At 72.5% G+C, this 20,128-nt stretch carries 16 protein-coding genes; 11 read left to right on the top strand and 5 right to left on the bottom strand.

The features are described from left to right. The first annotated feature begins 15 nt into the window (after positions 1–15). From ACFYW5_RS07475 to ACFYW5_RS07435, 9 genes are all read left to right on the top strand, one after another. Positions 16–1,281, top strand: coding sequence for a 6-phospho-beta-glucosidase (locus tag ACFYW5_RS07475; RefSeq protein WP_389415996.1), 1,266 nt, complete (start codon positions 16–18; stop codon positions 1,279–1,281). Next, positions 1,272–2,243: an N-acetylglucosamine kinase gene (locus tag ACFYW5_RS07470; protein WP_389415995.1), complete on the top strand. Its 972-nt coding sequence runs from the start codon at positions 1,272–1,274 to the stop codon at positions 2,241–2,243. The genes ACFYW5_RS07475 and ACFYW5_RS07470 overlap by 10 nt, the downstream gene beginning before the upstream one ends. 373 nt (positions 2,244–2,616) lie before the next feature. Further along, complete coding sequence (locus tag ACFYW5_RS07465; RefSeq protein ID WP_389415994.1) at positions 2,617–4,014, top strand: hypothetical protein; 1,398 nt, start codon at positions 2,617–2,619, stop codon at positions 4,012–4,014. 14 nt (positions 4,015–4,028) lie between these two features. Then, entirely contained in the window at positions 4,029–5,072 is a 1,044-nt protein-coding gene (locus ACFYW5_RS07460; protein WP_389415993.1) for a glutamate ABC transporter substrate-binding protein, read from the top strand. 54 nt (positions 5,073–5,126) lie between these two features. Further along, complete coding sequence (locus ACFYW5_RS07455; RefSeq protein ID WP_389415992.1) at positions 5,127–6,461, top strand: hypothetical protein; 1,335 nt, start codon at positions 5,127–5,129, stop codon at positions 6,459–6,461. Next, positions 6,458–8,935 (top strand): tetratricopeptide repeat protein, encoded by a 2,478-nt coding sequence (locus ACFYW5_RS07450; RefSeq protein WP_389415991.1) that lies wholly within the window; start codon positions 6,458–6,460, stop codon positions 8,933–8,935. Before ACFYW5_RS07455 ends, ACFYW5_RS07450 begins: the two co-directional genes overlap by 4 nt. 3 nt (positions 8,936–8,938) lie before the next feature. Next, positions 8,939–10,222 carry a protein phosphatase 2C domain-containing protein gene (locus ACFYW5_RS07445; protein WP_389415990.1) on the top strand — a complete coding sequence of 428 codons (1,284 nt, stop codon included), beginning with the start codon at positions 8,939–8,941 and terminating at the stop codon, positions 10,220–10,222. Between the two features lie 99 nt (positions 10,223–10,321). Continuing rightward, positions 10,322–11,665 (top strand): VWA domain-containing protein, encoded by a 1,344-nt coding sequence (locus ACFYW5_RS07440; RefSeq protein WP_389415989.1) that lies wholly within the window; start codon positions 10,322–10,324, stop codon positions 11,663–11,665. A 106-nt stretch (positions 11,666–11,771) separates the two neighbouring features. Beyond that, on the top strand, positions 11,772–13,172 hold the full coding sequence (locus tag ACFYW5_RS07435) for an FHA domain-containing protein (RefSeq protein WP_389415988.1): 1,401 nt from the start codon (positions 11,772–11,774) through the stop codon (positions 13,170–13,172). A gap of 16 nt (positions 13,173–13,188) precedes the next feature. Here the strand turns inward: ACFYW5_RS07435 and ACFYW5_RS07430 are convergent, their stop codons facing one another. Further along, entirely contained in the window at positions 13,189–14,166 is a 978-nt protein-coding gene (locus ACFYW5_RS07430; RefSeq protein WP_389415987.1) for a methyltransferase domain-containing protein, read from the bottom strand. Positions 14,167–14,266: 100 nt separating this feature from the next. Here ACFYW5_RS07430 and ACFYW5_RS07425 point away from each other — a divergent pair, with 100 nt between their 5' ends. After that, positions 14,267–14,680 carry a globin gene (locus ACFYW5_RS07425; RefSeq protein WP_389416429.1) on the top strand — a complete coding sequence of 138 codons (414 nt, stop codon included), beginning with the start codon at positions 14,267–14,269 and terminating at the stop codon, positions 14,678–14,680. Between the two features lie 216 nt (positions 14,681–14,896). On the opposite strand, the gene ACFYW5_RS07420 is transcribed toward ACFYW5_RS07425, so the two are convergent. From ACFYW5_RS07420 to ettA, 3 genes are read right to left on the bottom strand one after another with little or no spacing between them, the layout of a single operon-like run. Further along, positions 14,897–15,574, bottom strand: a complete 678-nt coding sequence (locus tag ACFYW5_RS07420) for a hypothetical protein (RefSeq protein ID WP_389415986.1) — start codon at positions 15,572–15,574, stop codon at positions 14,897–14,899. Beyond that, positions 15,571–15,984, bottom strand: coding sequence for an acyl-CoA thioesterase (locus ACFYW5_RS07415; protein ID WP_389415985.1), 414 nt, complete (start codon positions 15,982–15,984; stop codon positions 15,571–15,573). The genes ACFYW5_RS07420 and ACFYW5_RS07415 overlap by 4 nt, the downstream gene beginning before the upstream one ends. Positions 15,985–15,990: 6 nt before the next feature. Further along, positions 15,991–17,655, bottom strand: coding sequence for an energy-dependent translational throttle protein EttA (gene ettA, locus ACFYW5_RS07410; RefSeq protein WP_389415984.1), 1,665 nt, complete (start codon positions 17,653–17,655; stop codon positions 15,991–15,993). Positions 17,656–17,896: 241 nt separating this feature from the next. On the opposite strand from ettA, the gene ACFYW5_RS07405 reads away from it, so the two are divergent. Further along, complete coding sequence (locus ACFYW5_RS07405; protein WP_389415983.1) at positions 17,897–18,412, top strand: HAD domain-containing protein; 516 nt, start codon at positions 17,897–17,899, stop codon at positions 18,410–18,412. Between the two features lie 66 nt (positions 18,413–18,478). Here ACFYW5_RS07405 and ACFYW5_RS07400 read toward each other — a convergent pair whose 3' ends face one another. Then, a complete protein-coding gene (locus ACFYW5_RS07400; protein ID WP_389415982.1) occupies positions 18,479–19,903 on the bottom strand; it encodes a Cys-Gln thioester bond-forming surface protein in 1,425 nt (474 codons plus the stop codon). Positions 19,904–20,128 lie beyond the last annotated feature (225 nt).

The raw sequence follows: 20,128 nt of genomic DNA, 5'->3' as shown, positions 1-20,128 counted from the left end.
GGGTTGACCCGCGCAATGAAACTGACCGTGGTCGGCGGAGGCTCGACCTACACCCCCGAACTCGTCGACGGCTTCGCCCGGTTGCGGGACACGCTGCCGGTGACGGAGCTGGTCCTGGTGGACCCGGCGGCCGAGCGGCTCGAACTGGTCGGCGGCCTGGCTCGCCGTATCCTCGCCCGCCAGGGCCACCCGGCCCGGGTGGTCACGACGGACGACCTGGACCGGGGCGTGGAGGGCGCCGACGCCGTGCTGCTGCAGCTCCGGGTGGGCGGCCAGGCGGCCCGTGAGGAGGACGAGACGTGGCCGCTGGAGTGCGGCTGCGTCGGCCAGGAGACGACCGGCGCGGGCGGGCTGGCGAAGGCGCTGCGGACGGTGCCGGTGGTGCTGGACATCGCCGAACGCGTCCGGCGGACCAACCCGCGCGCGTGGATCATCGACTTCACCAACCCGGTCGGGATCGTGACCCGCGCCCTGCTGAGGGAGGGCCACCGGGCGGTCGGCCTGTGCAATGTGGCGATCGGCTTCCAGCGCCGGTTCGCGGGCCTGCTGGGCGTCGCCCCGGCCGACCTCCACCTGGACCACGTGGGCCTGAACCACCTCACCTGGGAGACGGCGGTACGCCTCGGCGGCCCGGAGGGCGAGAACGTCCTGCCCAGGCTGCTGGCCGAGCACGGCGAGGACATCGCCGGCGCCCTGCACCTGCCCCGCGCGGTCCTGGACCGCCTCGGCGTGGTCCCCTCCTACTACCTGCGCTACTACTACGCCCACGACGAGGTCGTGCGCGAACTGCGCACCAAGCCCTCCCGCGCCGCCGAAGTCGCGGAGATGGAAAGGCAGTTGCTGAAGCTGTACGCGGACCCCGCGCTCGACGAGAAGCCGGAGCTGCTGGCCCGGCGGGGCGGTGCCTACTACTCGGAGGCCGCCGTGGACCTGGCGGCGGCGCTGCTCGGCGGTGCCGGAAGCCCTTACCAGGTGGTGAACACGTACAATCACGGCACACTGCCCTTCCTCCCGGACGACGCCGTGGTGGAGGTGCAGGCCGCGGTGAGCCCACAGGGGGCGGCGCCGCTGCCGGTCGCGGACGTGGATCCGCTGTACGCGGGACTGATGGCGAACGTGACGGCCTACGAGGACCTGGCCCTGGAGGCGGCGCTGCGGGGCGGCCGCGAGCGGGTGTTCCGGGCGCTGCTCGCCCACCCGCTGATCGGCCAGTTCGCGTACGCCGAGGCCCTCACCGACCGGCTGATCGCGCACAACCGGGACCACCTGGCGTGGGCGTGACGGGCACGGTACTGGCCGTCGACGCGGGCAACAGCAAGACCGACGTGGCGGTGGTCACGGCCGGCGGGGAGGTCATCGGGACGGCACGCGGAGGCGGGTTCCGGCCGCCGGCGGTCGGGGTGACGGCGGCGGTCGACAAGGTCGCGGACGCGGTACGGCGGGCGTTCGCCGAGGCGGGCGTCGACTCGGTGTCGCACGTCTCGGCGTGCCTGGCCAACGCGGACCTGCCGGTGGAGGAGGAACAGCTGGCGGCCGCGCTGCACGCGCGCGCGTGGGGCGCGACGGTCGACGTCCGCAACGACACGTTCGCGATCCTGCGGGCGGGCGTGGCCGAACCGCGCGGCGTGGCCGTGGTGTGCGGCGCCGGCATCAACTGCGTGGGCATGCGACCGGACGGCCGCACCGCCCGCTTCCCGGCGCTGGGCCGTATCTCCGGTGACTGGGGCGGCGGTTGGGGCCTGGCGGAGGAGGCGCTGTGGCACGCGGCGCGGGCGGAGGACGGACGCGGCGCCCCGACAACGCTGGCCGTGTCCCTCCCGGCCCACTTCGGCCTGCCGTCGATGCAGGCCCTGATCGAAGCGCTCCACCTGGACCACATCCCCCTGTCCCGCCGCCACGAACTGGCCCCGGTCCTCTTCACGACGGCGACGGCGGGCGACCCGGTGGCCCGCTCCCTGGTCGACCGCCTGGCGGAGGAGGTGGTGACGATGGCGACGGTGGCGCTGCGGCGGCTGGACCTCCTGACGGAGGAAACTCCGGTGGTCCTCGGCGGCAGCGTCCTGGCCGCCCGTCATCCCCTCCTGGACATGGGCATACGGGACTTGCTGGCCACGCACGCCCCCAAGGCGGTGCCGCGGGTGGTGACGGCCCCGCCGGTACTGGGGGCGGTGCTGCTGGGCTTGGACGGGGTGGGCGCGGGGCCGGAGGCGGAGGAGCGAGCACGGGCACATTACGAGCGGTGACGGGTGGGCGCGGGCGCATGCCGAGGGCGGACGGGCGAGGGCCGCGGAGCCGCAACCGGCCATCTCCCGCCCCGCCGCTCCCCGATCCGCCCCCCGCCGCGACCCAACCCACCCCGCTCGCACCCCGATCCGCCCCCCGCCGCGACCCAACCCACCCCGCTCGCACCCCGATCCGCCCCCCGCCGCTCCCCAACCCACCCTGCCGGAACCGAACCGACGGCCGAGGCGTATTCATGGGCAGGGGGTGATCCGGGATCCCGCCTGGCCGTCGGCAGGCTTCGGCAGTGATACTTGCGGGCGACGGATGACCATGGGGGAGGTCGAAGTGACACAACCGGCGACGAGCAGCACGGCACCACCACCGGGATCCGGCATGCCCGCCATGCCGCCGATCCCGCCGCAGCAGCACCGTCCCGCTCCCCCCGCCGAGCCGACCGCCCCCGCGCCGCCGGCGACCCGCCGCACCGCCTTCGCCGAGGGCGTGGACCGGCTCCGCGCCGGCGCCACCACGGAACCCGGCCGGCTGCGGATCATCGGCGCCGTACTCGCCCTGCTGGTCGTCACCTTCGGGGCCGTCACCGCCTGGCAGGTCACCGACCGCGCGGCCGCCGCCGACGACGTGCTGCACAGCAGCCAGCCGCTCAGCTCCGACGCCGCCGACATCTACCGCTCCCTCGCCGACGCCAACACCGCCGCCTCCAGCGGCTTCCTGGCCGGCCGCTCGGAGACCGGCGTCAACCGCGTCCGCTACGAGAAGGGCATCCGCACGGCCGCGGAGAAGCTCGTCAACGCCGCGGCCAACTCCGACCCCGAGTCCCCCTCCGCGGCGACCATCGCCAAGCTCAACCGGCTGCTGCCGGAGTACAAGGGCCTGGTCGAGCAGGCCCGGACGTACAACCGCCAGGGCTTCCCGGTCGGCGGCGCCTATCTGCGGTACGCCAACGAGAAGATGCAGCAGGAGATGCTCCCGGCCGCGGAGGATCTCTACACCAAGGAGAACCAGCGGCTGCGCGACGACTACGACGGCGCCACCCCGTACCCCTGGGCCGCGATCGCCCTCGGCGTCCTCGCGCTCGCCGCCCTCGCCTGGGCCCAGCACCGCAACTACCGCCGCACCCACCGCGTCCTGAACCACGGCCTGGTCGCCGCCACCGCCGCCGCCACCGTGGTGCTGCTGTGGCTGGTCATCGGCCACAGCGTGGCCCGCGCGAGCCTGAACGACTCCTACGACCACGGCGTCCGCTCGCTGAACGTCCTGCACGACGCCCGGATCGCCTCCCTGAAGGCCCGCGGCAACGAGAACCTGACGCTGGTCTCCCGGGGCGCCGAGACGAAGAAGGTCGGCGAGGAGACGTACGACGCGTACGACTACGACTTCACGCAGGACATGAACACCCTCGGCAAGGGCCTCGCCCTCGCCGCGGACCTCGCCGACGACCGGGCGGGCGAGCGGCCGGTCACCTCGGCGGTGGCGAACATGACGGAGTGGAAGAAGCGCCACGCCGACGCCCGCGCGGAGGACGAGAACGGCGAGTACCAGCAGGCGCTGGACAAGGTGATCGGCGCCAAGGGCACCACCGGCGAGTGCTTCGACAGCGTCGACACCAACCTCGCCACCGCGCTGAAGCACGAGACGGCCGAGTTCAGGTCGGCGGCCGGCGACGGCCTGGACGCGATGGCGGGGCTGTCCATCGGCGCGGCGGTCCTCGCCGTGCTGGGCGCGGCCGGCGCCGTCCTGGGCATCGGCCGCAGGCTGTCGGAGTACCGGTGAGAGGGGGCAGGACGATGCGCGCGAGGCGTCTGCGGGCCAGTCTGAAAGGCTGGGGCGGAGTAGGAGCGATGGCGGCCGTGTGCGCCCTGGCGGTGGTGCTCGCGCTGCTGCTGCCGCTCGCCCGGGCCGCCGGCGACGGCAGCACCGGCACCGGTGGCCCGGGGATCGCGCAGGGCGGCCACGCCCGCGCGGAGGAGGAGTGCACGGACCCGGAGAAGCAGACGCTCTCCCCGTCCGGCGCCGACGGCCCCACCATCGACGCGATCAAGAACCGGCAGGGCGAGAAGCGCAAGCTGATCGTCGGCGTCGACCAGAACAGCTACCGCTGGGGCTACCGCAACCCCAACAGCACCGGCGCCGCCGAGCTGGAGGGCTTCGACATCGACCTGGCGCGCCGTATCGCCGAGGACATCCTGGGCGACCCGGACGCGGTGCAGTTCAAGGCGATACCCACCAACCAGCGCATCCCGGCGATCCAGGAGGGCCGCGTCGACATGGTGGTGCGCACCATGACGATCAACTGCGACCGGCTCACCGACGTCGCCTTCTCCGCCCCGTACTTCAAGACCGGCCAGCAGGTCCTCGCCCCCAAGTCCTCGGACGTGACGGGCTACGACGACACCCTCGCCGACCGGAAGATCTGCACCGCCGAGAGCTCGACGGCGTACTCCACCCTGGAGCAGGGCCGCGAGGACGGCGAGCTGCCGGCCTCCGCCGACATCTCCCACACCGTCCCCAACCAGCTCGACTGCCTGGTCCGTCTCCAACTCGGCGAGGCGGACGCGGTGGTGACCGACGGCGCCCTCGCCGCGAGCCAGGCCGCGCAGGACCCGACGGTCGAGCTGAAGGGCGCCGCGTTCACCACCGAGTACTACGGCGTGGCGATGAAGAAGGACGCCGACGATCTGGTACGCCGGGTCAACAAGATCCTGGTGGACTACCGCAAGGACACCTCCGGCGGCTGGCAGGCGTCGTACGACACCTGGCTTTCGGCGACACTGGGGGCGAAGTCGGCGGATTCGGAACCGCCCGCACCGCAGTACCTCCGCAAGAGCTGAACCCGGCACGAGAACAACCCCCCAACCGCACAACACAGCAGCGAGAGGTGATCGATGGGCGTCACGGGACCCCCCGGGCCGGTGATGGACCGGGACGAGGTGGACCGTGCGCTGGCGCGGCTCGGCGCGGAGCACGAGGCGATCGAGACCTCGCTGCTCGCCCTCCAGGACCACGCGGGCCGCAGACTCCTCGAAGGCGCCGAGCTGACCGGCGTCACCCAAGAGCGCTGGACGGCCGCGGAGGCGTCCATCACGCTGCTGTGGACCTACTTCGACGCCTATACGGCGGCCCTGCGCGGCGCCCGCGAGATCCGTTCCCGGCGCCGCTGGTCCAGCCGTGAGGACCTGGCGGAGCTGACCGAGCTGCTGCGCGGCGAGTCCGTCACGGTCGCCGGTTCCGCCACCGCGACCGCCAACGCGCCGACCCTGCACGGCGGTTCGGGCAAGCTCAGCGAGCGGTTCACACTCGTGACGCTGGTCGACCGGATGAACGAGCTGTACGCGACCTCGCTGGACATGGTCGTCGCCGCCGACGCCGTGTGGTCGGCGCTGCCCGCCCGGATCGATTTACTGGCCGCCGAGCTCCAGCGCACCCGCAAGCTCGCGCACTCCGTCGGCGTGCGCCCGGGCGAACACCCGGCCGGCGACGACCTGGAGCGCATCACCCGCACCTTGACGGACCTGCGCGCCCAGGTGGTGTCCGACCCGCTGGCCTTCTGGCGTCCCGCGCAGGGCAGTTCGGCGCCCGGCGGCGGCAAACCGGACACCACGGTCTACGACCGTGAGGCGCGCGCCCTGGAGGACGTGCGCCGGGAGATCGACGCCGTGCTCACCGTCCGGCAGGACGCCGAGGCGCGCCTGGTGAAGCTGCGGGACGTGCTCTCCCGCGCGGACCGCACCCTCGCCGAGGCACGCACCGCGCGCGGCGAGGTCCTGGCGAAGATCGCCGCCACCGAGGTGCCGGTGGTCAGCGGCCCGCCGACCGCGCTGCAGGAGCAGTTGGCGACGGCCGCCGAGTACCGCAGGCACGGCCAGTGGCACCGGCTGTCCCCGCTGCTGGAGTCCCTGGAGCAGAAGGCGGAGGACGAACTGCTGCGCGCCCGCGAGTCGTTGACGGCGGTCACCCAGCCGTTGGCGGTCCGCGCCGAGCTGCGCGGCCGGCTGGACGCGTACCGGGCGAAGGTGGCCCGGCACGGCCTGGCCGAGGACCCGTTCCTCATCGAGCGGTACGACGCGGCCCGGCGCATGCTGTGGAGCGCGCCCTGCGACCTGCGCGTCGCGGAACAGGCCGTCCTGCGCTACCAGCGGGCGGCCGTCGAACTGCTGGGCACCCCACGGGTGCCGGAGCAGGACGGCCCGGAGGATCGTCGGGGGGAGACGAGGTCATGAGTCAGCCACAGCAGTCCTGCCAGCGGCCCGGCTGCGGCGGAGCGTACGAGGACGTGGGCGGCGGCGAGCTGTACTGCGACACCTGCGGTCTGGCCCCGGTCGTCTCCACGTCCGGCACGGTCGGCTCGGCGCCCACCGGCGTGACCGGCGGCGGCAAGGGCGGTTCCGGCAGCACCAGTTCCCGCTCCAGCAGCCGCGCCAGCTCCCGCACGTCCTCGCAGTCGTCGAAGTCGCGCCGCTCGGTGTCCGGGCGGCTCTCCCGCTCCCTGTCGGGCGGTTCCTCCGGCCGCTCGGTGTCGGTGCGCGGCTCCGGCTCCGCCGCCGGCGCCTCCGGGCGGAGCCGGCTCGGCGTCGGCCTGGTGGACGTGCCGGACGTGCCGCGGCCCGACCCGCGCGCGATGGTGCTGGACAATCCCGAGGTGCCCGAGCGCAAGCGGTTCTGCTCGCGCTCGGACTGCGGGGCGCCGGTGGGCCGGGCGCGCGGCGAGCGGCCGGGCCGTACGGAGGGCTTCTGCACCAAGTGCGGCCACCCGTACTCCTTCGTCCCGAAGCTGAAGTCCGGCGATGTGGTGCACGGGCAGTACGAGGTCGTGGGCTGCCTGGCGCACGGCGGGCTCGGCTGGGTCTACCTCGCCGTGGACCGCGCGGTCTCCGACCGGTGGGTGGTCCTCAAGGGCCTGCTGGACACCGGCGACCAGGACGCGATGGCCGCCGCGATCTCCGAGCGGCGCTTCCTCGCGGAGATCGAGCACGCCAACATCGTGCGGATCTACAACTTCGTCGAGCACCTGGACCAGCGCACGGGCTCCCTGGACGGCTACATCGTCATGGAGTACGTCGGCGGCAAGTCCCTGAAGGAGATCGCCAACGGCCGCCGCACCACGGCGGGCAAGCGCGATCCACTGCCGGTGGAGCAGGCCTGCGCCTACGGCATCGAGGCCCTGGAGGCCCTCGGCCATCTGCACAGCCGCAATCTGCTGTACTGCGACTTCAAGGTCGACAACGCCATCCAGACCGAGAGCCAGCTCAAGCTCATCGACATGGGCGCGGTGCGCCGGATGGACGACGAGGAGTCGGCCATCTACGGCACGGTCGGCTACCAGGCGCCGGAGGTCGCGGAGGTCGGCCCGTCGGTGGCGAGCGACCTCTACACCGTCGGCCGCACCCTGGCGGTGCTCACCTTCGACTTCCAGGGCTACACGAACGTCTTCGTGGACTCCCTGCCCGACCCGGACAACATCGAGGTCTTCCGCCAGTACGAGTCCTTCTACCGGCTGCTGGTCCGGGCGACGGACCCGGACCCGGCCCGCCGGTTCGCCTCCGCGCAGGAGATGGCGGAGCAGCTGACGGGCGTGCTGCGGGAGGTCGTGTCGCTGCAGACGGGACGCGCGCGGCCCGCGCTGTCGACGCTGTTCGGGCCCGAAGTGAAGGTCACCGACACGGAGTTGTTCCCGAAGCTGGACGGCGAGGTCTCCCGGCTGGGGGCCCGCGACCGGCCCGCCGCGGCCACCCCCGCTCCGGCCGCCGGCCTGGTCAAGCCCGTCCCCACCGCCGCGGCGGCCCTCGCCCTGCCCGTACCGCACGTGGACCCCTCCGACCCCAACGCCGGTTTCCTGGCGGGCCTGATGACCTCCGCGCCCGGCGAACTCGTCAGCGCGCTCGCCGCCGCCCCGGCGCCCTCCACCGAGACCCGGCTGCGGCAGGTGCGGGCCTGGCTGGAGAACGGCGACGCGGGCACCGCCCACGAGACCCTGCTGCGCCTGGAGGCGGAGCGGCCCGACGACTGGCGGGTGGTCTGGTACCGGGGCGTGGCCGCGCTGGTGACCGGCGATCACGAGGGCGCCGCGCTCGCCTTCGACGCGATCTACGACGCCTTCCCCGGCGAGCCCGCGCCGAAGCTGGCCCTCGGCCTGTGCGCGGAGGTGCTCGGCCAGCTCGACAACGCCGCCGAGTACTACCGCCTGGTCTGGACGACCGACCCGAGCTATGTGAGCGCCGCGTTCGGCCTGGCCCGTGTCCAGCTCGCCACCGGCGACCGGCGCGGCGCCGTGACGACGCTGGAGTCGGTGCCGGAGAGCTCCATCCACTACACGGCCGCGCGGGTCGCGGCGGTGCGGGCACGGCTGCGGCAGCGCACCGCGGTCGCCGGTGACGTACCGTTCCTGGACGACCTGACCGCCGCGGCGGGCCAGGTGGAGGCGCTTCAGGCGTACGGTCTGGACCCGGCGCGCCGCGAGCAGTTGGCGGCGGAGGTGCTCGGCTGTGCGCTGGACTGGATACTCTCCGGTGGCCAAGGTTCCGTCCCCCCCGCCGCCGGGGGGCGGTCGCTGCTCGGCAGCGGCCTGGACGAGCGGGGACTGCGGTTCGGCCTGGAGCGCTCGTACCGCACGCTGGCCCGGCTCGCGCAGGGCGGCGAGGAGAGGATCGACCTGGTGGAACGTGCCAATCGTTACCGCCCCCGGACGTGGGTGTAGTTGATGTCGCAGATGCCCCAGCAGGCCGCTCTGTCGAAGTGCCCGAGCTGCGCCGAACCGCTGCTCTCGGGTGACCGTTTCTGCGAGAAGTGCGGATACGACCTGTCCGCCCTCGCCGGCACACCGGCCGCCGTCAACGGCTCGGCCCCGCCCCCGCCGCCCGGCGCCGGCGCGGCCTGGCCGCACGCCTCCGCGCCGGACAGCTCGGACACCCCGGCGGCGGTGCATCTGCCCGCCGATCTCCACGGGGCCGAGTCGGACGGCAGCGGTCACTCGGGCGTACGGCTCGACCGCGGGCCGGAGCCCGAGGAGTACCCGCTCCAGGCGCCCGATCCGCGCGTCGCCGCCGAGGAGCCCGCTCCCGCCGGGGCCGCCAAGGTGTGCGTGGCCTGCCGGGCCGGCCGGGTCGACCACGACGGCTACTGCGAGAACTGCGGTCACGCCCAGCCCCGCGAGCGCGACCACATGGAACAGTCGTGCGGCCCGATCGCCGCCGTCAGCGACCGCGGGCTGCGCCACCACCGCAACGAGGACTCCTTCGCCGTGGGCTGCACCGCCCTCGCCGACGGTTCCCCCGCGGTCCTGGCGATCGTCTGCGACGGCGTCTCCTCGGCGACCCGCCCCGACGAGGCCTCGCAGGCCGCGTCCCGGGCGGCGAGCGACTCGCTGCTGGCGGCCCTGCCGCAGGGCACGCATCCGCAGCAGGCCATGCACGAGGCGATCATCGCCGCGTCCCGCGCGGTCAACGCGCTGGCCGGCGAGCCCGCCACCGCCCGCGAGCACGCCCCGCACCAGAACGCCCCCGCGTGCACCCTCGTCGGCGCCGTGATCACCTCCGGGCTGCTGGTCGTCGGCTGGGTCGGCGACAGCCGCGTCTACTGGGTGCCGGTGGACCGCAGCGCGCCCGCGGCCCGGCTGACCGAGGACGACTCCTGGGCCGCGCAGATGGTCGCGGCGGGCCTGATGAACGAGGCCGAGGCCTACGCCGACGAGCGCGCCCACGCGATCACCGGCTGGCTCGGCGCGGACGCCTACGAACTGGAGCCGCACACCGCGTCCTTCAAGCCGGACCGGCCGGGTGTGGTGGTGGTGTGCACCGACGGACTGTGGAACTACGCCGAGGCGGCCCACGAGATGGCGGACGTGGTGCCCCTCGACGCGGCCGTACGCCCGCTGCACAGCGCCCAGGTGCTGGTGGGCCACGCGCTCGACGGCGGGGGCCACGACAACGTAACAGTGGCCGTGCTGCCGTTCCCGGCCCCGCCGATGGGGGCAGGATCGGCCTGAGGCCACGCAGCGGGGAAGCCTCGACGGACCGGAGGGGACCGGTCCGCCATCAGCCATTGCCCCACCCCGGTGGGGTGACCTAGGGGGATCACAGAAGGCATGGCCATTTTCTCGAAGTCGAACGTGCCGCAGTTCTCGATGGACGTGTACCAGAACGAGTACCTCCCCGAGGGCGGCCGTGAGGTCAACGCGATCGTCACGGTCTCCGCGACCGGCGGCGGCACGATCGGAAGCGCGGTCGCGGCGCCGCTGTACACGCCGGGCCAGGGCCCGTCCGCCGCGGTGGCGATCATGGTCGACTGCTCGGGTTCGATGGACTACCCGCCGACCAAGATGCGCAACGCCCGGGACGCGACGGCCGCGGCCATCGACACCCTGCGTGACGGGGTGCACTTCGCGGTGATCGGCGGCACGCACGTCGCCCGGGAGGTCTACCCGGGCACCGGCCGGCTCGCGGTCGCCGACGCCACCACCCGCGACCAGGCCAAGCAGGCGCTGCGCAGGCTCAGCGCGGGCGGCGGTACGGCCATCGGCACCTGGCTGCGGCTCGCGGACCGGCTGCTGTCCTCCGCGGACGTCGCCATCCGCCACGGCATCCTGCTCACCGACGGCCGCAATGAACACGAGTCACCGGAGGATCTGCGCGCCGCGCTGGACTCCTGCGCCGGCCGTTTCACCTGTGACGCACGCGGTGTGGGCACCGACTGGGAAGTGAAAGAAGTCACAGGGATCGCCTCCGCCCTGCTCGGCACCGCCGACATCGTCGCCGACCCGGCGGGCCTGGCCGCCGACTTCACGCAGATGATGGAGACGGCGATGGGCAAGGAGGTCGCGGACGTCGCCCTCAGGGTGTGGACGCCGGTCGGCACGACCATCAAGTTTGTCAAGCAAGTCGCGCCGACCGTAGAGGAGTTGACGGACCGCCGTACCGAATCGGGCCCGCGCTCCGGGGACTACCCCACCGGCTCCTGGGGAGACGAGTCCCGTGACTACCACGTCTGCGTCGAGGTACCGGTCGCCGACCTGGGCCAGGAGATGCTGGCCGCCCGGGTCTCGCTGGTCGTCCCGCAGCCGGACGGCAGCGTCCAGAACCTGGGCGCCCAGGGCCTGGTACGGGCCGTATGGACCGACGACATGGCCGCCTCGACCTCGATCAACCCCCAAGTCGCCCATTACACCGGGCAGGCGGAACTGGCCCAGGCCATCCAGCAGGGGCTCGATCTTCGCAAAGCGGGCGATATGGATGGAGCAACGGCCAAACTGGGCCGCGCCGTTCAGCTCGCCAGCGCCTCCGGAAACGCCGATACGGCGAAACTCCTTGCGAAGGTGGTGGACGTGGTCGACGCCGCGGCAGGTACTGTGCGACTGAAGGCGAAGGTCGCGGAGGCCGACGAGATGACTCTCGAGACCCGGTCGACAAAGACTGTTCGTGTAAAGAAGTGACATGAGAAGTGCCCGGGGGAAGCTATCGGGCACTGACGCGAGCCTGACCCCTCGGGGTTGGAGAAATCCGGCCACCGGGCCGGAAAGGAGAGGGGGAAGCGCCGACATGCCGACCTGCCCGAACGGACACCAGTCGGGTTCCGACGACTGGTGCGAGGTCTGCGGTCACCGCATGGCCGGTGCCGTACCTCCGCCCCCTCCCCCGCCGCCCCCGCCCGGCGGTGGCTACGGCTTCCCGCCGCCGCCCGGCGCCCCCGGCGCGCAGCCCGGTGGTGCGCGTCCGCACCTGGGTGGCGTACCGGACCGCGAACCGGAGCTCTGCCCGCAGTGCCGCACGCCCCGTGAGGGCGGTGCGCCGTTCTGCGAGGAGTGCCGGTGGAACTTCCTGACCAACACGGCGACCTCGTACACCCCGGCCGCCCCGCGCCAGCCCGCGCCCGGCTCCGGCCCCAGCCCGGCGGCCCGCTTCCAGCAGCAGCCGCCCGGGCCGTCCTACGGCGGGGGTGACGCGTACGACTACCAGAGCTCGCGGCCTTCGCAGATGAACCGGCCGGCCGAGCCGATCCCGCCGTTCGGCGCGGACCCCTCGTCCGGACCGGGCGGCCCTCGCCGCCCCGGACCTGGTGGGCCCGGCGGTCCCGGCGGTCCCGGTCCTTTCGGCGGTCCTGGTGGCTCCGGTCCTGGTGGCTCCGGTCCTGGTGGCCCCGGTCGTGGTGGTCCCGGTCCCTTCGGTGGCCCGTCGGGTCCTGGCGGGCCCGGGGGCCCCGGTGGGGGTCCTGGCGGTCAGGGTGGTCCGTCCGGCTTCGGTGGTGACCCCTCGCGGCCGGCCCCGCCGCCGCCCGGTCCCACGCCGCCCGGCGGCCCGGGTGGCCCCGGCGCCCCGCAGGGTTACCGCTCCGGTCCGCCCGCCCCGCCCGCCTACCCGCAGGAGACGAACCGCCCCCAGCCCGGCGGCCCGTCCTTCGGCGGCGAGGACGACTGGGTGATCCCGCCCCCGTCCGCCACCGGTCCCGGCGGCCCCGGCCCCCAGGGCGGCGGCTACGGCTACCCCCAGCCCGGCTCTCACCAGGCCCCGCCCGGCCCGGCGTACCAGCAGCAGCCGGCCACCTGGATGGCCACGATCGGCCCGGACCGCGACTACTTCATGGCGATGATGCAGCGCTCGGGTCCGGAGGCCGCGGGCCTGAACCTGCCCGCGTACTCGCCGGAGCAGCAGCGCACCCTCACCGGCAACCAGGTCACCATCGGCCGCCGCCGCCACTCCACCGGCGACACCCCCGACATCGACCTGTCGGTGCCGCCGGAGGACCCGGGCGTCTCGCACCAGCACGCGGTGCTGGTCCAGCAGCCGGACGGCTCCTGGGCGGTCGTCGACCAGAACTCGACGAACGGCACGACGGTGAACGGCTCCGAGGAACCGATCCAGCCGTTCGTCCCGGTACCGCTGCAGGACGGCGACCGCGTCCACGTCGGCGCGTGGACGACGATCACGATCCGCAGGGGCTGATTCCGCTCTGCGTTCCTTACCGGAGGGGCCAGGCGTACGGCCCCTCCGGATCGTCCAGCCAGGCCCACTGGCTCCCGCCGCTGACGGTGATGCCGTAGCGCTGACGCTGCGGTGCGTCCTCGCGGTCCCACAGCGCGTACACCTCCTGCGGGTCCAGGCTGTCGTGGCTCAGCGCCAGCAGGAAGCGGAACAGGTCGTGGTCCCTGGCCGGGCGCGGCACTCCGCCGAGGGGCGGCGGCTCGGGCCGGGCGACTCCGCGCAACGGGACGAAGTAGGCGGGCGTGTGCAGGAACCGCCCTTCGGCATGCTCGGCGTCCCGCACCGTCAGGGCGACCAGGCCGGTGGCCATCGGGGCGAGGATCCGGGCGCCCTCCCGGCACTGGGCGAGCCAGGCGGCCGGGATCGACGGCAGGGTGCAGGTCGCGATGATCCGGTCGAACGGCGCGCGTTCCGGAGCGCCCCGGGTGCCGTCGCCGGTGAGCACGGCGGGGTGGTACCCGGCGGCGGCCAGGTGCTGCCGCGCGGACTCGGTGATCTCCGGCTCCAGATCCACGGTGGTGACGAGATCGTCGTCGCCGAGCCGCCGGGCGAGCAGGGCGGCGTTGTATCCGGTCCCCGCGCCGATCTCCAGCACCCGGTCCCCGTCCCGCACTCCCAGGGCGACCAGCATCATCGCCATCAGCGAGGGCTGGCTGCTGGAGGAGAGCAGCTCCCCGTCGCGCAGCCGGGTGGCCAGGGGTACGTCGTCGTAGGCGCCGCGCAGCCAGCTCCGCCGTGCGCCGGGGTCGGGGCTCTCGCCCCAGCGCCGTTCGTGGCCGCCGACGGTGCCGACGTAGTAGTAGGGCACGAAGAGATGGCGCGGCACGGCCGTGAACACGTCCCGCCAGACCGGGTCCTCGGCCCACGCCCCGCTGCGGTCGATCTGGCGCACGAGTTCCGCCCGCGCGGTGGCGGCGAGGTCGTCCAGGTCCTTGTCGGGAGCGTCGGCGCTCATGACTCCACTGTCCTGCGGTAAGCGGCGGCGGGCGAGGGCAAGGCCGGGCAGGAGGGGAAGGGTCCTAAGTCTCCGGACCTGGGTCGCGGCGTCTGAGACCATAGGGGATGTGAATGAGATTCGGCGCGGCACGCTGCAGGAGCAGACCTTCTACGAGCAGGTCGGCGGGGAGGAGACCTTCCGCCGCCTCGTCCACCGCTTCTACGAGGGTGTGGCCGGGGACCCGCTGCTGCGGCCCATGTACCCCGAGGAGGACCTGGGCCCCGCCGAGGAGCGCCTCACGCTCTTCCTGATCCAGTACTGGGGCGGCCCGACGACCTACAGCGAGAACCGCGGCCACCCCCGCCTCCGCATGCGCCACGCCCCGTTCCCCGTCGACCGCGCGGCCCACGACGCCTGGCTGAAGCACATGCGAGCCGCCGTGGACGACCTCAACCTCTCCGAGGAACACGACCGCACCCTGTGGAACTACATGACGTACGCGGCAGCATCGATGGTGAACACAGAGGGCTGAACACCCAGAGCAGCACCATGCAGCGGCCCGACTGAGGCGGCGTCGCAACTCGCACAGCAGCGGACAGTCGTACCCCCGAGGCGACGCCCACCCAAGCAGGGGCACCCTATAACCCGCGCAGCTGCGGGCAGTCGTGCCGCTGGGGCGGCACGGGTGCGCGCAGCTGCACCCCGCAAGGCGGGCGAGCGCAAACCCACCCCCGGTCGCCCCCCGCCGCTAGCGGGACACGCTCACGTCCAGCGCCCCAAGTCCCGCCCGCCGCACGGCGATCGACCCGTACGGCGTCCGCAGCCGCAGCCACGCCCCCGACGAGAACAGCCCCACCGACGCCTCACCGGCGCCCCGCAGAAACCCCAGCGCCTGCGCCGCATGCACCGCCCGCACCGGCAACCGCGTACTCCCCACGGCCCGGGACCAGATGTCCCGCCCGATCCGGTCGAGCTCGGCCCGGGTCCGCCCCTCCGGCCCCAACTCCTCGGTCCGCGCCCGGAATTCAGCCACCGCCGCACCGACCATGCCGCGCAGCTCCTCGGGCCCCGGCAGCCCCGCCTCGGGACGCCACCCGCTCCGAGGCGGCAGCATCCCCGCCCACGGCGGCCCGGTGACCGCACCGGGAACGACAGCCGTGGCCGCCGACTCGTCCACCGCTTCCAGCAGTTCCCCGGCGGAGACGGTCACGTCCAGCGCGACATCGAGCCCGTCCTCGTACGGCTTGGCCAGCCGCGCCGTACGGATCGCCAGTACCTCGAAGGACGGCGGGCGCCCGAACACGGCCAGCGCGGTACCGGCCGCCTGAAGACGCACCGCCGCTGCCCGGTCGTAGTGGATCAGACGGGAGAGGAAGGCGGCGAGATCCGCCGCCTCCCCCTCGTCGGCGAGGTGGAGCACCGTCATGCGGCGACGGCCTCCTCCTCGTCGTCGTCCGTGTACTCCTCGAGGAACTCCCGTTCCTCCTCGGTGATCCGGCGGGGCCGCTGCGCCTCGAAGTCGAACGGCACGATCACCGTCGACGCCCGGACGTAGACGATGTCGTCGTCCTTGACCTCGTAGGAGAGGGTGAAGGACGCGGCCCTTATCTGCGTGACCCACAGCTCGATGTCCACCGGACGGTGCCGGTGGACGAGCTGCCGCTTGTAGTCGATCTCATGGCGCGCCACCACGGACCCCTGCTGGAAATCCTTGTCCGGACGGAACAGGAAGTCGATACGGGCTTCCTCCAGGTAGCGGAGGAAGACCACGTTGTTGACGTGGCCGTAGGCGTCCATGTCCGCCCAGCGCAGTGGGCAGCGGTAGATGTGCCGCAAGATCGATCAGCCCCGGGTCAGCTTCTTGTAGGTGGCGCGGTGCGGACGCGCGGCGTCCGGGCCGAGGCGCTCGATCTTGTTCTTCTCGTACGACTCGAAGTTGCCCTCGAACCAGAACCACTTGGACTCGCCCTCGTAGGCGAGGATGTGCGTGGCGACCCGGTCCAGGAACCACCGGTCGTGGCTGACGACCACGGCGCAGCCGGGGAACTCCAGCAGCGCGTTCTCCAGGCTGGAGAGGGTCTCGACGTCGAGGTCGTTGGTCGGCTCGTCGAGGAGCAGCAGGTTGCCGCCCTGCTTGAGGGTGAGCGCGAGGTTGAGCCGGTTGCGCTCACCACCGGAGAGGACACCGGCCGGCTTCTGCTGGTCGGGGCCCTTGAACCCGAAGGCCGAGACATACGCGCGGCTCGGCATCTCGACCTGACCCACATTGATGTAGTCGAGCTCGTCGGAGACGACCGCCCACAGGGTCTTCTTCGGGTCGATGTTCTCGCGGCTCTGGTCGACGTAGGAGATCTTGACGGTGTCGCCGACCTTGATGGTCCCGGAGTCCGGCTCCTCGAAACCCTGGATCATCTTGAACAGGGTGGTCTTGCCGGCACCGTTGGGGCCGATGACGCCGACGATGCCGTTACGCGGCAGCGTGAACGAAAGATCGTCGATCAGGACCTTCTCACCGAAGGCCTTGCTGAGGTTGTTGACCTCGACGACGATGCTGCCGAGCCGGGGGCCCGGCGGGATCTGGATCTCCTCGAAGTCCAGCTTCCGCATCTTCTCGGCCTCGGCGGCCATCTCCTCGTAGCGAGCGAGACGGGCCTTGGACTTGGCCTGACGCCCCTTGGCGTTCGACCGCACCCACTCCAGCTCTTCCTTGAGCCGCTTGGCGCGCTTGGCGTCCTTCTGGCCCTCGACCTTGAGACGGGTCTGCTTGGTCTCCAGGTACGTGGAGTAGTTGCCCTCGTAGGGGTAGGCGCGTCCGCGGTCCAGTTCGAGGATCCACTCGGCGACGTTGTCGAGGAAGTACCGGTCGTGGGTGATGGCCACGACGGTGCCCGCGTACTTGGCGAGGTGCTGCTCCAGCCAGTTCACGGACTCGGCGTCGAGGTGGTTGGTGGGCTCGTCGAGGAGCAGCAGGTCGGGCGCCTCGAGCAGCAGCTTGCAGAGCGCGACGCGGCGCTTCTCACCACCGGAGAGCTTGGTGACGGCCCAGTCGCCGGGCGGGCACCCGAGGGCGTCCATGGCTTGCTCGAGCTGGGCGTCGAGGTCCCAGGCGTTGGCGTGGTCGAGCTCCTCCTGGAGCTTGCCCATCTCGTCGAGCAGCGCGTCGGAGTAGTCGGTCGCCATCAGCTCGGCGATCTCGTTGAACCGGTCGAGCTTGCCCTTGATCTCGGCGACGCCCTCCTGGACGTTCTCCAGGACCGTCTTCTCCTCGTTCAGCTTCGGCTCCTGCATGAGGATGCCGACGCTGTACCCGGGCGAGAGGAAGGCGTCACCGTTGGAGGGCTGCTCGAGCCCCGCCATGATCTTCAGCACGGTCGACTTACCGGCACCGTTCGGGCCGACGACGCCGATCTTCGCCCCAGGGAGGAAGTTCAGGGTGACGTCATCGAGGATCACCTTGTCGCCGTGCGCCTTGCGCGCCTTGCGCATGGTGTAAATGAACTCAGCCAAGAGAAACCGTCCGGCAGCTTGAAATCAGGCAGTGGGCAGATACACCCCATCTTGCCGCACCGCCACCCCTGGGAGGAAACGCGTTCCCCCCGGACCCCCTGACCTGGCCTTTCCGGCTGCCGCCTGCGCCTCCCCTGCCACTGTCGGTCGCCACCGACCGGCCCCGGCCACCCTCGCACGGCCCAGGGACGGCCCAGCCCGAGCGTCCCGCTCCCCCGCTGCGCGGGACTACGGTGCTGCCGTGACCAGCGCAGCGGAGCGCCCTCTCCTCTTCCTCGACGTCGACGGCCCACTGATCCCGTTCGGGTCGCCGACCGGTCAGCCGGAGACCTCTGCCGCCTCCTCGACGACTGTCGATCGGGGGAACCCGCTGCTGGCCCGACTCGACCCCGGGATCGGGGCACGCCTTGTCACTCTGGGCTGCCGGCTCGTTTGGGCAACGACCTGGATGGAAGAGGCGAACGAAGTCGTCGCCCCGCGCATCGGCCTGCCACGGCTGCCGGTAGTGGAGTGGCCGGACACCAGCGCGGAGGGAAGCCCGCGGGGCCTGCACTGGAAGACTCGCCCCCTCGTCGAATGGGCCGATGGCCGGCCCTTCATCTGGGTCGACGACGAGATCAGCGACATGGACCGCCTCTGGGTCGCTGCCACCCACCCCGGGTCGTCACTGCTCCACCAGGTCGAGCCGACCAAGGGCCTTACGGACGCCGACTTCCGCGCGCTCACCGGATGGCTCGCTGCCGTCACGCCGAGCTGAGCACCACCTCGAGGCTCGACTGGGCTTTCCGAAGGCCGAAGACGCGCCGCCCGCGTGCCGCACGGGTCAGTCCTGTTCCGAGGTCTTCCGTCGTCGGACTATCAGCAGGGCCGCCCCGCCGATCAGCACCAGCCCGATCGCCACCCCCGCGATCATGGGCGTGGCGTTGGAGCTGCCCGTCGCGGCGAGGTTGGTGTCGAGGGACGTGCCGCCCACCGTGGCGGGGCTCGGCTCCGTCAGGGTCTGGGTGGAGGTGTTGTCGGCCTGCGCGGCCTCCGCCGCCTGCGTCATGCAGTCCAGGACGCCGGTGAAGCGCTGGGCGAAGCCGCCGGGACCCTCGATGGTGAAGTCGTAGGCCTGGTCCTCCTGGAGCGGGATGGTCACCGTCCGGGACTCGCCCGCGCCAATGGTGTACTCGGTGCCCATCAGCTCGAAGGAGAAGCTCGCGTCGCCCTCGTTGGCGGCCGTGATGTCCACGCCGCCCTTCGCGCAGTTCTTCGTCGCGGACAGTGCCGGTACGGCGCCCCGCTCGGCCCACGTCGCCGTCGCCGTCGCCGACACCGTCGACTCGCTGGAGCCCGCCAGGATCTGCGTCTGGCTGCGGCTCTCGGAGGTGAAGGCACGGCCCACGGGGACGGTCGTGGAGGCCTGCACCGTCAGCTCCGCGGTGCCGGCCGCCGCGTCCTCGGGCACGTCGACGTAGATCTGGCCGCCGTCGGCGGTCGAGGTGACGGGCTTGCCGGTCTTGTCGACGATCCGCACGCCGCTCATGGCCGCGTCCGAGGGCGGGGTCACCGTCACCGTTCTCGCCCCGGTCCGCACGGTCACCGGTCCGAGCCGCTCACCGGGGCGCCCGGACAGCGCGGGCGGGTCGAGCGTCAGCGACGCCGCCGGCTCGGCCACGTCACGGGCGCTCTTCTCCAGATGGTCGGCGAGCTTCTCCGCCTGCGGGTCCACGGCCTCGACGTCCGCGCCGTCCGAGTAGCGCCACACCGCCACCTGCGTGCCCGCCGCGGCGTCCTGCTCGCTGAGACCGCCCTGGACGCCCGCCTTCTTGGCCAGCGCCGCCAGATCGTTCACCTGCGGGTAGGAGTTCTGCAGGATCCAACGGATCTTGCCCGCGTTCTCGTTGGCCCCGAGCGAGGTCCCGCTCCACGGCGTCTCGTGGTACTTGGCGTCCTTCTGCGTGGGGTTGTGCAGGTCCACGCAGTACGTCTGGAGGGTCCCGCCGCCGTCGACGGACATCTCGAACAGGCCCGCGGAGATCTCCTGTTCGCCGGCCTCGCCGTGTATCACCGCCGTGCCGTACGTCTTCAGGCCGCCTATGGTCGCGGTCGCCCCGCCCTGGCCCCGCGTCGTGCCGTCGGCGGCCGCCTGGCCGGCACCGGCCACCAGCGCACCGGTGGCGACCAGGCCGGACACCAGCGTCGCGGCGGCGAGTCGGGCCGCCCCTCGACCACGCCCGGACGGCGCGACGAAAGAAGAAAGCACAGAATTCCCCTTCTAGCAGGACCCGTTGGAGTGGGGGGTACGGTCCCACCAGCAGAACTACAAGCCCCGAGAGCCTTGTTCGGCATCCTAAGGACCAGGCGCACCACGCTTCCCGGGGATCTCACGGGACAAGCGATCCGACTCGGAATCGTTATCGCGAGGACCCCCTGCGAACAGGGCTTATCGACAAATCCACCGGAGTCTTCGGCACGCAATCACCGATAA

Origin of the sequence: Streptomyces sp. NPDC002779 (assembly GCF_042888685.1) — a bacterium.
GTDB lineage: Bacteria > Actinomycetota > Actinomycetes > Streptomycetales > Streptomycetaceae > Streptomyces.
The sequence above is the reverse complement of the archived record's forward strand: the minus strand, read 5'-3'. Positions and strand labels throughout refer to the sequence as shown.